This is a genomic window from Paenibacillus sp. 102, from assembly GCF_039549175.1.
Classification (GTDB): Bacteria; Bacillota; Bacilli; order Bacillales; family Bacillaceae_G; genus Bacillus_A.
This window is the reverse complement of the sequence record NZ_JBCGHT010000001.1, coordinates 860,087-875,206: the sequence shown is the minus strand read 5'-3', so window position 1 is coordinate 875,206 and position 15,120 is coordinate 860,087. Positions and strand designations below refer to the sequence as shown.

16 protein-coding genes and 1 other annotated feature are annotated in these 15,120 nt (G+C 38.1%); of the genes, 13 read left to right on the top strand and 3 right to left on the bottom strand.

All coding sequences use genetic code 11. The annotated features are described in order from the left end of the window. Window positions 1–106: 106 nt before the first annotated feature. Complete coding sequence (locus tag AAIE21_RS04665) at window positions 107–361, top strand: hypothetical protein (RefSeq protein ID WP_343265666.1); 255 nt, start codon at window positions 107–109, stop codon at window positions 359–361. Between the two features lie 348 nt (window positions 362–709). Here AAIE21_RS04665 and AAIE21_RS04660 read toward each other — a convergent pair whose 3' ends face one another. Continuing rightward, window positions 710–1,360 carry an RsfA family transcriptional regulator gene (locus AAIE21_RS04660; RefSeq protein WP_343265665.1) on the bottom strand — a complete coding sequence of 217 codons (651 nt, stop codon included), beginning with the start codon at window positions 1,358–1,360 and terminating at the stop codon, window positions 710–712. 38 nt (window positions 1,361–1,398) lie between these two features. Beyond that, window positions 1,399–2,685, bottom strand: coding sequence for a replication-associated recombination protein A (locus AAIE21_RS04655; RefSeq protein WP_343265664.1), 1,287 nt, complete (start codon window positions 2,683–2,685; stop codon window positions 1,399–1,401). Window positions 2,686–2,986: 301 nt separating this feature from the next. Between AAIE21_RS04655 and cymR the strand changes: the two genes are divergently transcribed. The 7 genes from cymR to AAIE21_RS04620 all read left to right on the top strand — a co-directional run bounded on the left by cymR (window position 2,987) and on the right by AAIE21_RS04620 (window position 9,395). After that, window positions 2,987–3,403, top strand: coding sequence for a cysteine metabolism transcriptional regulator CymR (gene cymR / locus AAIE21_RS04650; RefSeq protein ID WP_000704116.1), 417 nt, complete (start codon window positions 2,987–2,989; stop codon window positions 3,401–3,403). Window positions 3,404–3,438: 35 nt separating this feature from the next. Next, complete coding sequence (locus AAIE21_RS04645) at window positions 3,439–4,584, top strand: cysteine desulfurase family protein (RefSeq protein ID WP_343265663.1); 1,146 nt, start codon at window positions 3,439–3,441, stop codon at window positions 4,582–4,584. A 16-nt stretch (window positions 4,585–4,600) separates the two neighbouring features. Continuing rightward, a complete protein-coding gene (gene mnmA / locus AAIE21_RS04640) occupies window positions 4,601–5,716 on the top strand; it encodes a tRNA 2-thiouridine(34) synthase MnmA (protein ID WP_343265662.1) in 1,116 nt (371 codons plus the stop codon). Window positions 5,717–5,828: 112 nt separating this feature from the next. Continuing rightward, window positions 5,829–6,488 carry a tetratricopeptide repeat protein gene (locus AAIE21_RS04635; RefSeq protein ID WP_343265661.1) on the top strand — a complete coding sequence of 220 codons (660 nt, stop codon included), beginning with the start codon at window positions 5,829–5,831 and terminating at the stop codon, window positions 6,486–6,488. A 102-nt stretch (window positions 6,489–6,590) separates the two neighbouring features. Further along, window positions 6,591–8,927, top strand: a complete 2,337-nt coding sequence (gene recD2, locus AAIE21_RS04630) for an SF1B family DNA helicase RecD2 (protein WP_343265660.1) — start codon at window positions 6,591–6,593, stop codon at window positions 8,925–8,927. Window positions 8,928–9,059: 132 nt separating this feature from the next. Then, complete coding sequence (locus AAIE21_RS04625; protein ID WP_000490499.1) at window positions 9,060–9,248, top strand: hypothetical protein; 189 nt, start codon at window positions 9,060–9,062, stop codon at window positions 9,246–9,248. Window positions 9,249–9,266: 18 nt separating this feature from the next. Then, window positions 9,267–9,395 carry a YrzQ family protein gene (locus tag AAIE21_RS04620; RefSeq protein ID WP_001102898.1) on the top strand — a complete coding sequence of 43 codons (129 nt, stop codon included), beginning with the start codon at window positions 9,267–9,269 and terminating at the stop codon, window positions 9,393–9,395. 47 nt (window positions 9,396–9,442) lie between these two features. Here AAIE21_RS04620 and AAIE21_RS04615 read toward each other — a convergent pair whose 3' ends face one another. Then, on the bottom strand, window positions 9,443–9,655 hold the full coding sequence (locus tag AAIE21_RS04615) for a hypothetical protein (RefSeq protein ID WP_343265659.1): 213 nt from the start codon (window positions 9,653–9,655) through the stop codon (window positions 9,443–9,445). 184 nt (window positions 9,656–9,839) lie between these two features. Here AAIE21_RS04615 and AAIE21_RS04610 point away from each other — a divergent pair, with 184 nt between their 5' ends. From AAIE21_RS04610 to AAIE21_RS04590, 5 genes are all read left to right on the top strand, one after another. Continuing rightward, window positions 9,840–10,898 carry an AI-2E family transporter gene (locus AAIE21_RS04610; protein WP_343265658.1) on the top strand — a complete coding sequence of 353 codons (1,059 nt, stop codon included), beginning with the start codon at window positions 9,840–9,842 and terminating at the stop codon, window positions 10,896–10,898. An 81-nt stretch (window positions 10,899–10,979) separates the two neighbouring features. After that, window positions 10,980–11,197, top strand: a binding site (T-box leader). Window positions 11,198–11,250: 53 nt separating this feature from the next. Further along, window positions 11,251–13,893, top strand: coding sequence for an alanine--tRNA ligase (gene alaS / locus AAIE21_RS04605; RefSeq protein ID WP_343265657.1), 2,643 nt, complete (start codon window positions 11,251–11,253; stop codon window positions 13,891–13,893). 78 nt (window positions 13,894–13,971) lie between these two features. Then, complete coding sequence (locus AAIE21_RS04600; protein WP_033672681.1) at window positions 13,972–14,238, top strand: IreB family regulatory phosphoprotein; 267 nt, start codon at window positions 13,972–13,974, stop codon at window positions 14,236–14,238. 3 nt (window positions 14,239–14,241) lie between these two features. Continuing rightward, window positions 14,242–14,655, top strand: a complete 414-nt coding sequence (ruvX, locus tag AAIE21_RS04595) for a Holliday junction resolvase RuvX (protein WP_343265656.1) — start codon at window positions 14,242–14,244, stop codon at window positions 14,653–14,655. Between the two features lie 12 nt (window positions 14,656–14,667). Beyond that, window positions 14,668–14,952, top strand: a complete 285-nt coding sequence (locus AAIE21_RS04590; RefSeq protein ID WP_174098906.1) for a DUF1292 domain-containing protein — start codon at window positions 14,668–14,670, stop codon at window positions 14,950–14,952. Window positions 14,953–15,120 lie beyond the last annotated feature (168 nt).

Below are 15,120 nucleotides of genomic sequence, written 5' to 3'. Positions count from 1 at the left end.
AAAGAATGGTTTTATGTCGTTTTTTCAATATTTATTTATCTATATATTTGTATTTTATATGTATAATATAATTGTAAATACTTACATTTAGCTAGGGGGAGAAAGTATGGGACAATTACATCCAGCGGTAGCATTTGTAGGAGTATGGGAAAATTCAAAAGGATGGCTTGTAAAATTTAGCTGTAAAAATGGAATTACTCATAAATTGGCTGGAAATGAAAAAGCCTATTGCCAAGCATGCCAAGTAATTGCGGAACATTTGAAAACGAAAGACGAAGCGATGGAAGTTGCGAAAGAGACGGCTGATAGGCATAACTTAGAAGTGAAAGAGCTATCTTTCATGTATATTAATCCATTTTGAAATGAAAAAGAGATCCCGCTTTAAAAAGTAGGATTTTTTAAGTTTCAAAAAAGAAATACCGACATCGGTAATACAATAGATTCAAAGGCGACTAAAGATAATAAATAATTATCATATTTGTCCGATTTGTATGAGGAAGTTTTTTTAAAGCCTTTAATAGTAAAAAAGCCTAAAATCAAAACAAGAATCCCGAGTGTAATTTTGAAAATTGTTAATGAAATAGATAACCCCTCCTTTCAATAGCGTGTTTCGTTAGGTTTATAATAACATGAAAGTTATATTTTTCCTTATTTTGTTTTGAATGCACAAGAAATACTCCCCACCATGTAATATAAGGTGGGGAGTATTTCAATTTTCAGCTGAATATATAATATCTAAATTCCCATTCTGATCTGTTTTAAAAATAGGAGCAATTTGATCTTCTTGTTCATCTACTAGCACGAGTTTTCGCGCACGGTCCATAATCCTAACAAGCATTGCATAATCTTCTTCGATTGCTTGTTGTTTTTTCGTTAAAGTTGCTAGTTTGACCTCTAGTTCATCGTTTGTTTTTTGTAAGGAGGCAAGCTTTGTATGCAAGTCTTCATTTTCAATTTGTATCTTTTCTAAGTGAGGATTATTGTGTCCTAAGTTTTGCAAGAATGAGATTACATCTTGCATTGTAAGGGAATGTTGATTAGAAACAAGTTCTTCGGAAAATTCAGCATCAATTATGATTTTTTGTTTTGGTTTTAGCTTTAATAGTTGCTCTTTTTCCACATTTGCTTCAGAACGTTTTAACTCTTTTCTTTGCTTCTTAGCAAGCTGTACAGCATCCTCATAATTTTGTCTAACTTCAGCATTCCATCTAAATCCGCAAGCTGCGGAAGTGCGGTTTAATTTATCTCCAACTTCGTCAAACGCTTTTAGTTGCGTACTTCCGCTGCGAATATGTCGTAAAACGGTTTCTGCTAAAAGGAGATCGTCTTCTCTTGTCCATGCATCTTGGCGCGTTTTCATAAGCGAAACCTCCAGTAATCATGTCGTTTTCGCTTAGATTACCCTTTTGGTTTGCTTTTATGCGAACTTTGCAATCTTTCATACACGCCTGAAAGTGCTTGTTCGAATTTTCCAGTCATTTTCGGTTTATAATATCGTTTATTCATTATTTTATCTGGTAAGTATTGTTGCTCAACCCATCCATTCGGATAATCGTGTGGATATAAGTACCCAATGCCTCTACCTAGTGATTCAGCACCTTTATAGTGACTATCTTTCAAATGACTCGGCACATCACCTGTTTGTCCGCTTCGTAAGTCGTGAAGTGCAGCATCAAGTGCTTTGTACGCTGAGTTTGATTTTGGAGAGAGACAAAGCTCAATTACGGCATTTGCAAGCGGAATACGAGCTTCTGGAAACCCGACGCGTTCTGCTGATTCAATTGCAGCGAGTGTACGTGGACCGGCTTGCGGGCTAGCAAGTCCAATATCTTCATATGCCATGATAAGAAGACGTCTCCCAATACTTTGTAAGTCACCAGCTTCAATAAGGCGTGCTAAATAATGAAGTGCAGCATTCACGTCACTACCTCGTACAGATTTCTGGAAGGCAGATAGGACGTCATAATGAGCATCTCCACCTTTATCGTGAACGAAACTTTTTTTCTGCAAACATTCTTCTGCAATGTCTAATGTGATTTCTACTTTTTGATCATCTGTTGTAAAGCTAGATAAAACTGCAAGTTCAAGTGCGTTATAAGTAGAGCGCATATCTCCTCCTGAAGCATTTGCAAAGTGGCGCAGTGCTTCATCTGTAACAGTTACATCATATTCACCTAAGCCTTTTTCTTTATCTGTAAGGGCACGTTTTAAACCAATTAAAATACTATCTTCTGTTAGTGCATGCAATTCGAAAATTTGGCACCTGCTACGAATGGCAGAGTTAATTGCGTGGAAAGGATTGCTTGTTGTTGCGCCAATTAAGGTCAGAAGTCCACTTTCTAAATGTGGTAAAAGAAAATCCTGTTTTGCTTTATCTAAGCGATGAACTTCATCTAAAATTAACACAAGGTGGCGGTGCATCTTTGCTTCTTGTACGACAACTTCCATATCTTTTTTATTGTGAGTAACAGCATTTAATAGGCGAAAAGGCGTCCCCGTACTACCAGCGATTGCACTAGCAATTGATGTCTTTCCAGTTCCGGGTGGGCCGTACAAAATCATCGATTGGAAATGGTTTGCTTGAACCATTCGCCATAAAATTTTCCCTTCACCAACTAAATGCTCTTGCCCAATAATTTCTTTAATATTTGTTGGGCGCATTCGGTGTGCGAGTGGTTGTTTCATTGTAACCGTCTCCCTTAACGTATAATATTATTCTATGGTAACATCTTTTTGATAAAAAATTGCAAAAGGATGTTAATAATTGTACAGGATTCGGTTTAATATTTTAAATTTTCTCTTAATTGTAATAATTTCCGAGTTTTTCAATGTGATTTTATGTTATCATTTTGATACATAAGTTGAAATTTCTTATAATACTATATTATGCTATAATTTCATAGGATTTTGATTTTTACATTGTGTTCTTCTCAAGAATAAAGATTTAACTAATAGAAGTGAAATTTTGAAAAGAGGTGCGAAATAGATGAAAATTTCAACGAAAGGCCGTTACGGCTTAACGATTATGATTGATCTTGCAAAAAAGTTTGGTGAAGGCCCGATTTCTTTAAAATCAATTGCGCAGGCGCATGACTTATCTGAACATTACTTAGAGCAACTAATCTCTCCACTTCGTAACGCTCGTCTTGTAAAAAGTACGCGTGGTGCATATGGTGGTTACGTATTATCTGACCAACCAGCAAACATTACAGCTGGAGATGTAATCCGCGTGTTAGAAGGTCCGATTAGCGTTGTCGAAATGATAGAAGAGGAAGAACCAGCGCAACGCCAGTTATGGATGCGTGTTCGTGATGCAGTACAAGAAGTATTAGATAGTACAACTTTAGAAGATTTAGTACGCTATGAGGAAGAAAATCATGGGGGTTATATGTTTTACATTTAATTCCTTGTGAAACGATTTGGAAAGAAGGAGATCTGATGGAACGCATTTACTTAGATCATGCTGCGACATCTCCGGCTCACCCAGAAGTAGTCGAAAAGATGATTCCATATATGACAGACATATTTGGTAATCCGTCTAGCATTCATTTTTATGGACGCCAAACGCGCCATGCGGTAGATGAAGCAAGACGCGTTTGTGCACGTAGCATCAATGCAAATCCAAATGAAATTATTTTTACAAGCGGTGGTACGGAGGCTGATAATTTAGCGCTTTTAGGTGTAGCACGTGCAAACCGCAACAAAGGAAATCACATTATTACGACGCAAATTGAACATCACGCTATCTTGCATACATGTGAAGTGCTAGAGCGAGAAGGCTTCGAAGTGACATATTTACCTGTTGATGAAACGGGCCGTGTTCGAGTTTCTGATGTGAAAGAGGCGTTAACGGGTGAAACGATTCTTGTATCCGTTATGTTTGGGAATAATGAAGTTGGAACAGTTCAACCGATTGCAGAAATTGGAGCGCTGTTAAAGGAACACCAAGCGTATTTTCACACAGATGCTGTACAGGCATATGGTTTAACAACAATTGATGTGAGGGAAGCTGGTATTGATTTATTATCAATCTCTGGGCATAAAATTAATGGTCCAAAAGGTGTAGGTTTTTTATATGCCAGTGCGCGAGTGAAATTTGAACCGTTATTAACGGGCGGTGAACAAGAGCGAAAACGCCGTGCAGGTACTGAAAATGTGCCTAGTATTGTTGGGCTTCATCACGCTATTTTGCTTGCTGAAAAAACACGTGAGCAAAAAAATGCCCAATATGAAGAATTTAAAGATATAATGGTATCTGTCTTTCAAAAAGAAGACATTACTTTTGAGGTAAACGGAAACTTAGAATATCGCTTACCGCATGTGTTTAATGTAAGTTTTACAGGAATGGATATTGAGCCGTTTCTTGTAAATTTAGATTTAGCAGGCATTGCAGTATCGAGTGGTTCTGCATGTACAGCTGGCTCTATTGACCCATCACATGTGTTAGTGGCGATGTTTGGAAAAGATTCCGATCAAATACGTTCATCCGTACGTTTTAGCTTTGGCCTTGGGAATACGAAAGAGCAAGTGGAAAAAGCAGCGTACGAAACAGTGAAAATCGTGAAGCGATTCTCGCAAAACTAGCATGGGAGGTGACAAGATGAACAAACTACCTCACGAAACACGCGTTGTCATCGGGATGTCCGGTGGCGTCGATTCATCTGTAGCAGCTCTTCTATTAAAAGAGCAAGGTTATGATGTAATCGGAATCTTTATGAAAAACTGGGATGATACAGATGAGAATGGTGTCTGTACAGCAACGGAGGATTACAATGATGTAATTGAAGTATGCAATCAAATCGGTATCCCATATTATGCAGTGAACTTTGAAAAACAATATTGGGATAAAGTATTTACGTACTTTTTAGATGAGTACCGAGCTGGTCGTACGCCAAACCCAGATGTAATGTGTAACAAAGAAATTAAATTTAAAGCCTTTTTAGAGCATGCGATTGCACTTGGTGCTGATTATGTAGCGACAGGTCATTATGCACGTGTTGCTTATATGGATGGCGAATATAAGATGCTTCGCGGCGTTGATGACAATAAAGATCAAACATACTTCTTAAATCAATTAAGCCAAGAGCAACTATCAAAAACGATGTTTCCGCTTGGTGAGTTGAAGAAACCGCAAATTCGTGAAATGGCGAAAGAAGCTGGTTTAGCGACAGCGGCGAAAAAAGATAGCACAGGTATTTGCTTTATCGGTGAGCGTAACTTTAAAGATTTCTTAAGTAACTACTTACCAGCTCAGCCAGGGGTGATGCAAACACTATCTGGTGAAGTGAAAGGGAAACATGACGGCTTAATGTACTATACAATTGGACAACGTCATGGTCTTGGTATTGGTGGTAACGGTGATCCGTGGTTTGCTGTTGGGAAAAACTTGAAAGAAAACATTTTATATGTTGATCAAGGATTCCACAATGAACTTCTATACGGTGATGAAGTCATTGCTACGAATATAGGCTGGGTAAGCAACAGAGCGAAAGAAAAAGAATTTAAGTGCACAGCGAAATTCCGTTATCGTCAAGAGGACAATAAGGTAACGGTTCAAATCGTTGATGATAACACAATTCGTATTCTTTGCGATGAACCAATCCGTGCGATTACGCCAGGACAAGCAGTTGTGTTCTATGATGGAGATGAATGCTTAGGCGGTGCTACAATCGATGAAGTATATCGTAGTGGTAAGAAACTAGACTATTTAGGATAAAACTGAGAAGCCTCTGCCGATTAGCGGTTAGAGGTTTCTTTTTTACAAAAGCGAATTTTTGTTCGCCTGGAAAATAGATTCTTTGTTATAATTTGTTGTAGAGGTGAAGAACATGTCAAATAAGCTTGAAGCAGGCATTCAATATATGCAAGAAGGAAACTGGGAAGAAGCAGCTAAAAACTTTACAGAGGCAATTGAAGAAAATCCGAAAGACGCGCTTGGATACATTAACTTTGCAAATTTATTAGATGTACTAGGTGACAGTGAGCGTGCTATTTTATTTTATAAACGCGCGATAGAATTAGATGAAAAATCAGCTGCCGCCTATTATGGGCTAGGAAACGTATATTATGGACAAGAGCAATTTGCAGAAGCAAAAACGGTGTTTGAACAAGCGATGCAAGCTGGATTACAATCAGCTGATGTGACATTTATGCTTGGGATTACGCACGTGCAGCTTGGAAATGATCGTCTTGCATTACCATTTTTACAAAGAGCAACTGAATTAGATGAGGCGGATGTGGAAGCGGCATTCCAGTGTGGATTATGCTTTGCGCGACTAGAACATATTCAGGAAGCGAAACCTTATTTTGAAAAGGTATTACAAATGGATGAAGAGCATGCAGATGCATATTACAATTTAGGTGTGGCATATGTGTTTGAGGAAAATAATGAAAAGGCACTTGCTCTATTTAAAAAGGCGACGGAGATTCAGCCAGATCACTTTTTAGCAGGAAATGGTGTTCGTTTATTAGAGCAAGAGGCTGAATAGAAATTGTATCTTAACGTGCAGTTACCCCTCATCTGATTTGGAAGAATAAGGTGGGGGCTTTACTGCTCGTTAAAGTGAGAGAGACCGGAAAGGAGAGGAAAGATGGGAAATCAACATGCGATGGATTTGTTTGAGGAAGAGCAAAAATTTATAAAAGCACAAGTTATTCATACCATTTTCCACAACGAAGAAAACCTCTATTCCGTTGTCAGTATGAAAATCATTGAAACAAATGAAACATACGACGAAAAAAAAGTGATGATTAATGGTCACTTTCCCCGTATGCATGAAGACGAAGTGTTTACACTAACAGGTCATTTTAAAGACCACCCAAAGTACGGAAAGCAATATTTAGTTGAAACATTTAAAAAAGAATTACCCCAAACAAAAACAGGTATGGTGCAATATTTAGCAAGTGATTTGTTTAAAGGAATCGGGAAGAGAACAGCAGAAAAGATTGTTGATCATCTCGGAGAACATGCGATCTCGAAAATTATGGATGATCCTGCTGCATTAGAAGGTGTGGTAAACAAGCAAAAAGCACAAGAAATATACGATACAATTATTGAACACCAAGGTCTTGAAAAAGTTATGAGCTTTTTAAATGGTTATGGATTTGGAACGAAGCTCTCGATTAAAATTTATCAACAATACAAAGAAATGACACTTGAGGTAATTCGAAATAATCCGTATCAACTGATTGAAGAAGTAGATGGCATCGGTTTTGGAAGAGCTGACGATATAGGACGAGCGCTTGGGATATCTGGTAATCATAACGACCGTGTACGAGCAGGGTGTTTCTATACGTTAGAAAATGTTTCGTTGCAAGAAGGTCATGTTTATATGGAAAAGGATCAACTTGTTCGGGAAACTGTGTCGCTGTTAAATAATCAAGAAGGTCCGGTAACAGAAGAAGATATATTACAATGTGTTGAAATGATGCAAGGTGAAGGTAAAGTCATTATCGAAGAAAATCGCATTTATTTAGCCTCTTTATTCTATTCTGAAAAGGGCGTTGTCAAATCGATTCGCCGTCTTATGAATCAAGAAGAGACGCCTTCATTTCCTGAAGCGGAAATACTGTTAACATTAGGGAAGATTGAAGAACAATTGAAAGTACAGTATGCTCCACTTCAACAAGAGGCGATTCAAACTGCGCTTCATAAACCGATGATGTTGTTAACCGGTGGACCAGGGACAGGAAAGACAACTGTTATTAAAGGGATCGTCGAAATGTATGCTTCGCTGCACGGGTTATCATTAAACCCAAAGGATTACAGTGATGATAATCCATTTCCAATCCTGTTAACAGCTCCGACGGGCCGAGCAGCAAAACGAATGAATGAGTCTACAGGGCTTCCTGCTTGCACAATTCATCGTTTGCTTGGCTGGACCCCTGAAGGAGCCTTTCAGCGTAATGAAACAGATCCTGTACAGGGGAAATTGCTTATTATTGACGAGTTTTCAATGGTTGATATTTGGCTAGCAAATCAATTGTTTAAATCATTACCAACAAATATTCAAGTAATTGTTGTAGGTGATGAAGATCAATTGCCATCTGTAGGACCTGGACAAGTATTGAAGGATTTATTAGATGCAGGCGCAATCCCGACAGTGAAGTTAACAGAAATTTATCGTCAAGCAGAAGGGTCATCTGTTATTCAGCTTGCCCATGCGATAAAAAACGGAACGTTGCCGCCAGATTTAGCGCAGAATAAAAAAGATCGTTCATTTATTGGCTGTGCAGGAACCCAAATCGTTGAGGTTGTCAAGCAAGTATGTGAAAACGCAAAAACGAAAGGGTTTAGTGCGAGAGATGTACAGGTTTTAGCGCCTATGTACCGCGGGCCGGCAGGAATTAATGTGCTAAATGAGGCACTTCAAGAAGTGTTTAACCCGAAAAAAGAAAAAAGTAGAGAAATTGCTTACGGTGATGTTGTATATCGAACGGGTGATAAAGTATTGCAGCTCGTAAATCAACCAGAAAGCCAAGTGTTTAATGGCGACATTGGAGAAATTGTTTCTGTATTTTATGCAAAGGAAAATGTAGAAAAACAAGATATGATTGTCGTTTCATTTGATGGCATTGAGGTAACGTATATAAAACCAGACCTAAATCAAATTACGCATGCGTATTGCTGTTCGATTCATAAGTCTCAGGGAAGTGAATTTCCCATTGTAATCATGCCGATTGTAAAGAGTTATTATCGTATGCTCCGCCGTAATTTAATCTATACAGGGATTACGAGGAGTAAAAAGTTTTTAATTATTTGCGGAGAAGAATCTGCCTTTCAATCGGGTGTGAATCGTCTGGATGATTCCTTGCGACAAACAACGTTAGCTGGTCGCCTGCAGGAGTCAAAAGGAGAAGTGCAAATGGTTACGATTGATGGTCAGGAGATGGATGTGGAAAACATTTCACCGTATGATTTTATGTAGCAAGGTGAAATTATATAGTGAAACTTTCAACGCACAGAACATTGTTTTGAAAGTGTCTAGCATGTATAAATGAGTGCAGTTTGGACATAATGGCGAATAGAATCTGGGAGATTGTAAGGAGATGAACGCCATATGTTCAGTTGTCCAAATTGCAAAGGGAAAGACATTGGGAAAATAGGTGTCAACCAATTTTATTGCTGGAACTGTTATATTGAATTATCGGTTTCAAAGGGGAAAATCCATACACATCAAGTAGAAGAAGATGGCTCGCTTAGTTCTCTTGATGATTTATTTGATGAGAATGAACGAACCATCGGATAATCAAAAGGGGGATTTACTTTGAACGTACGCAATTCATTAATCGCATTAGGTATTGGGGCTGCAGCATACCAATATGCACGTAAACAAGATGTGTTTTCCAAACGTAATATGAAAAGAGCGCGTAAAATGATTAAGTCTTATCTATAATCATTTCTATAAAGTGAAAAAACTCCCGTATGCATTAGGGAGTTTTTTCATGTGCTCGTATATAAATAAAATAGGCCAATTTCAGAAAAAAGATAAGAAAGTCCGTAGCATCCAATACCGAGAACTCCGTAATACCATAGATGTTTCGCTCGTTCCTTTCGCGTTGAACGCATGAAGAGTCCCTTCCAAATGCCAAAGCCAATACAAATCCATTCTAGTATCATGAAAAATGCTGAAAGAATTAACATGAACCAAACCATTCTACCCCTCCTCACCTATTTATGAGCTGACTTAAGTGCTTGTCCGTATGATGTTAAATATATGTAGTTTTTTTAAAAACAGTATGGTCCGTATGAAAATATTTTAGTCCGGTTATTTTTTTAAAAGTTTTACACATAACCTTCTCTATTTCTTTTCAAAATAAGGGGAGAGGAGGTTTTTCGCTTGAAGAATCTTAAAATTATTTGGATCTATCGATTAGGGTTATTGTTATTAGTGTTTCTATGTTTGTTTGTCTTTTTAAAAATCAAGCCATTATGGGCGCCGATTATATTTGTTTTTAAAGTAGCGATTACCCCATTTTTTATTGCTTGTTTCATTGCGTATTTATTACATCCCTTAATTGAAAAATTACATAAAGAAGGAATGCCACGTACACTTGCTATTTTACTTATTTATATTCTCTTTTTTGGTGGCCTCGGATATGGGGTCTATAAAGGGACACCGGTTGTTATTGCACAGCTGCAAGAAATCAATAAACAATTTCCACAGTTTATGAAAATGTATGATTCGTGGATGGATGGTGTGACAGAACAGACGGACAATTTCCCATCGTTTATTCATGAGAAAGTAAAGCAAATTTTTATCGGCATTGAAATGAAGATACAAGCACTTTTAAATAAGGTGATGAGTACAGCACGTGGTGTACTGGATTCATTACTCATCATTTTCTTGATTCCGTTCATTGTATTTTACATATTAAAAGACTATGGAGAGTTTTATCATATTTTTTGGAAGCTTGTTCCGAGTAAATGGCGTAGTACAGGACAAGTATTGGCGAAGGAGATCGATAAGTCACTTGGAAGTTATATTCGAGGACAATTATTTGTTTGTTTAGTTTTAGGAGGAGTGTCTGCTTTTTCATTTTGGTTTATTGGGATGAAGTACCCGCTGTTACTAGGCATTATTGTGGGAGTTACCGATATTATTCCTTACTTTGGACCAATTTTGGGAGCGGTTCCGACGTTGATGATCGCGGCAACCGTATCCACGAACCTTTTTGTTAAAGCGGGCATAGCACTTGCCATTTTACAATTTGTTGAAAGTAACATTCTCTCCCCATATATTGTTGGGAAGTCGTTACGTATGCATCCTGTTATTATTATGCTTGCTCTCCTGATTGGAGGAGAAGTGGGCGGAATCGTAGGTCTTTTAATAGCGGTTCCTATTTTAGCGGTAGTCCGTACAATTGTTGTTCATATAAAGCCACTATGGAAACATTGACAAATGGAAACGGATTCGCTACAATTTTGGCATATAGCATAAACTTATATAAGTTTATATAATAAATGTATAGTATATGATTTTAAATTGATGACGGAACGAGTATGTCACAGTCCATTTTTAGAGAGAAACTTCCATCGGCTGAAAGAAGTTTTAAGTGAAGGGTGACAGAACGCTAATCCTGAGAGCAGCTAATCCCTGCCGTCTTGCCACGTTACGGCGCCATGAGGTGATGAACCGAGATTGTAAAGATCGGTTCATAATTAGGGTGGTATCGCGAGTTAACTCTCGTCCCTTTTATAGGGACGGGAGTTTTTTGTTTTTATGGAATTTCTTAAAGGAGGAAATATAGATGAAACAATTAACAGGAGCACAAATTCGTCAAATGTTTTTAGACTTTTTCGAGGAAAAAGGGCATGCAATTGAACCAAGTGCATCATTAGTTCCACATGAGGATCCATCTCTTTTATGGATCAACAGTGGTGTAGCAACATTAAAGAAATACTTTGATGGTCGTGTAATCCCGCAAAACCCACGTATTACGAATGCACAAAAATCAATTCGTACAAATGATATTGAAAACGTTGGGAAAACAGCTCGTCACCATACATTCTTTGAAATGTTAGGAAACTTCTCAATTGGTGACTACTTTAAAGAAGAAGCAATTACATGGGCTTGGGAATTCTTAACAAGCGACAAATGGATTGGATTCGATAAAGAGTTACTATCTGTTACAATTCATCCAGAAGATGATGAAGCATTTGCAATTTGGAATGAGAAAATGGGTGTTCCGAAAGAGCGCATTATTCGTTTAGAAGAAAACTTCTGGGATATTGGTGAAGGCCCAAGTGGACCGAACACAGAAATTTTCTATGACCGTGGTGAAGCTTACGGCAATGATTTTAGTGACCCAGAATTATATCCAGGTGGAGAAAATGAGCGTTATTTAGAAGTGTGGAACCTTGTATTCTCTCAATTTAACCATAATCCAGATGGCTCATATACGCCACTTCCAAAGAAAAACATCGATACAGGGATGGGTCTAGAGCGTATGACATCTATCGTTCAAGATGTACCTACAAACTTTGATACAGACCTATTTATGCCAATGATTGGTGCAACAGAATCAATCTCTGGTGAGAAGTATCGCAATGGCGATGTAGAAAAAGATATGGCGTTTAAAGTGATCGCTGACCATATTCGTACAGTAACATTCGCTGTAGGTGATGGTGCTCTCCCTTCTAATGAAGGCCGTGGTTATGTATTACGTCGCTTATTACGCCGCGCTGTACGTTATGCGAAGAAATTAAACATTAACCGTCCATTCATGTTTGAATTAGTACCGGTTGTTGGCGAAGTAATGAAAGATTTCTATCCAGAAGTTCTTGAAAAGAAAGATTTCATTGCAAAAGTTGTAAAAAATGAAGAAGAGCGTTTCCATGAAACTCTTCATGATGGCGAAGCAATTTTAGCAGAAGTAATTGCAAAAGCGAAAGAAGAAAAAACAACTGTTATTTCTGGAGTAGACGCGTTCCGTCTATACGACACATACGGCTTCCCGATTGAATTAACAGAAGAATATGCAGAAGAAGCTGGTATGACAGTTGATAATGAAGGCTTTGAAGCTGAAATGGAAAAACAACGTGAGCGTGCACGTGCTGCTCGTCAAGACGTTGATTCTATGCAAGTTCAAGGTGGCGTACTTGGAGAAATTAAAGTAGCGAGTGAATTCGTTGGTTATGGTACAGTTGCGGCAGAAAGTAATGTTGTTGCACTTGTGAAAAATGGCGAGTATACAGATAGCTTACAAGCAGGAGAAGAAGGACAATTAATGCTTGATGTAACACCATTCTATGCTGAGAGCGGTGGACAAATTGCAGACCGTGGTTACCTTCTTGCTGACGGTGTAAAAGTCCTTGTAAAAGACGTGCAAAAAGCGCCGAATGGTCAAAACTTACACAAAGTTGTCGTTGAAGAGGGTACTTTAACGAAAGAAGCGGCTGTAAAAGCTGTTATCGATACGAAAAACCGTAGCAGCGTTGTGAAAAACCATACAGCAACTCACTTATTGCATCAAGCATTAAAAGATGTACTTGGAACACACGTTAACCAAGCTGGTTCTCTTGTAACATCAGAACGCTTGCGCTTTGACTTCTCTCACTTCGGTCAAGTACAAGCTGACGAATTAGAAAAAATTGAGCGTATTGTAAACGAGAAAATTTGGGAAAGTATTGATGTTGAGATTTCTCAAAAAGCAATTGAAGAAGCAAAAGAAATGGGTGCAATGGCATTATTCGGTGAAAAATACGGAGATGTTGTACGCGTTGTCCAAGTTGGGGATTACAGCTTAGAACTTTGTGGTGGTTGTCACGTTGATAACACAGCATCTATCGGTATTTTCAAAATTGTTGCTGAGTCTGGTATCGGAGCAGGAACGCGCCGTATTGAGGCAGTAACTGGTAAATCTGCATATGAATTAATGAACGACCAAGTAGGTTTATTAAAAGAAGCTGCAGGTAAAATGAAAACAAATCCAAAAGATATTTTAACAAGAGTAGATGGTCTGTTTGCTGAAGTGAAACAACTTCAAAAAGAGAATGAATCTCTTGCTGCTAAACTAAGTAACATTGAAGCAGGAAACTTAACAGATTCAGTGCTTACAGTCGATGGAGTGAATGTATTAGCAACAAAAGTAAATGTTGCAGATATGAATAACTTACGTACAATGATGGATGACCTGAAAAATAAATTAGAGTCTGCAGTCGTTGTATTAGCAGCTGTAAATGATGATAAAGTGAATATTCTAGCAGGTGTAACGAAAGATTTAATCGAACAAGGTTACCATGCAGGTAAACTTGTGAAAGAAGTTGCTTCTCGCTGCGGTGGCGGCGGTGGCGGCCGTCCTGATATGGCTCAAGCAGGCGGTAAAAACCCAGCACAAGTCGATGAAGCTTTAGCATTTGTGGAAGAGTACGTTAAATCTGTTTCAAAATAAAGAGAGAGTAGTGTACAATAGTAGGGAGAGGAGAAATTCTTCTCCCTATACTTACTACTTATAAGTGAGGTGCTTAAAATGGACGGTTTTGATAAAACAATGAAGTTTAACTTTCAAGATGAAAAACAGAGTGTCCATGTAAATGATGTACTTTTAACTGTGTATGATGCACTTCAAGAAAAAGGCTATAATCCGATTAACCAAATTGTCGGTTATTTATTAAGTGGAGACCCAGCATACATACCTCGTCATAAAGATGCACGAAACATTATTCGCAAGCTAGAACGCGATGAATTAATTGAAGAGCTTGTGAAGTCTTACTTGAAACATCATCGTGAGGAGTAATTTATGCGGATATTAGGTTTAGATGTTGGTACAAAAACAGTCGGCGTTGCAATCAGTGATGAAATGGGCTGGACAGCACAGGGCTTAGAAACGATTAGAATTAACGAAGAACGAGGGAATTTCGGTTTTGATCGTATTTCTGAGTTAGTAAAACAGTACAATGTGGACAAAATAATAGTAGGATTGCCAAAGAACATGAATGGTACAATCGGACCACGTGGTGAGGCTTGTCAGCAATTTGCACAAAGTCTACGTGAAATGTTACAATTGGAAGTCATGATGTGGGACGAGCGCCTGTCAACGATGGCAGCTGAACGTCTTCTCATTTCGGCTGATGTAAGCCGAAAAAAACGAAAGCAAGTTATTGATAAGATGGCTGCAGTCGTGATTTTACAAGGATATTTAGATAGTAAATAAGAGGTGACCAAAATGGAAGAAAATCAAATTACAATTGTAGACGAAAAAGGAAACGAACATCTATGTGAAATTATTTTCACTTTTGATGCTGAAAAATTTGGAAAAAAATCTTATGTAGTCTTCTCTCCAATCGGTGAGGTTGACGAAGATGGCGACCAAATTTATGATGCGATGGCTTTCGAGCAAAATGAAGAAGAATCAGGTGGAACATTACTTCCAATCGAATCTGAAGAAGAGTGGGAAATGGTACAAGAAATGTTTAACACGCTTGCTGAAGAAGAAGAGGGCGAAGAGTAATTTAGGTGAAAAAGATGGGCTGTACATACAGTCCATCTTTTTTTGTATTCTCGTGCAAAATGACAGATTTTTTGTCGAAACTACATAATTATTTATAGTATAATGAGACGGATTATATAAAATAAAAAACTATCTGCAAATGAATGAGTTTTGCTTTGGGTTTGTAGG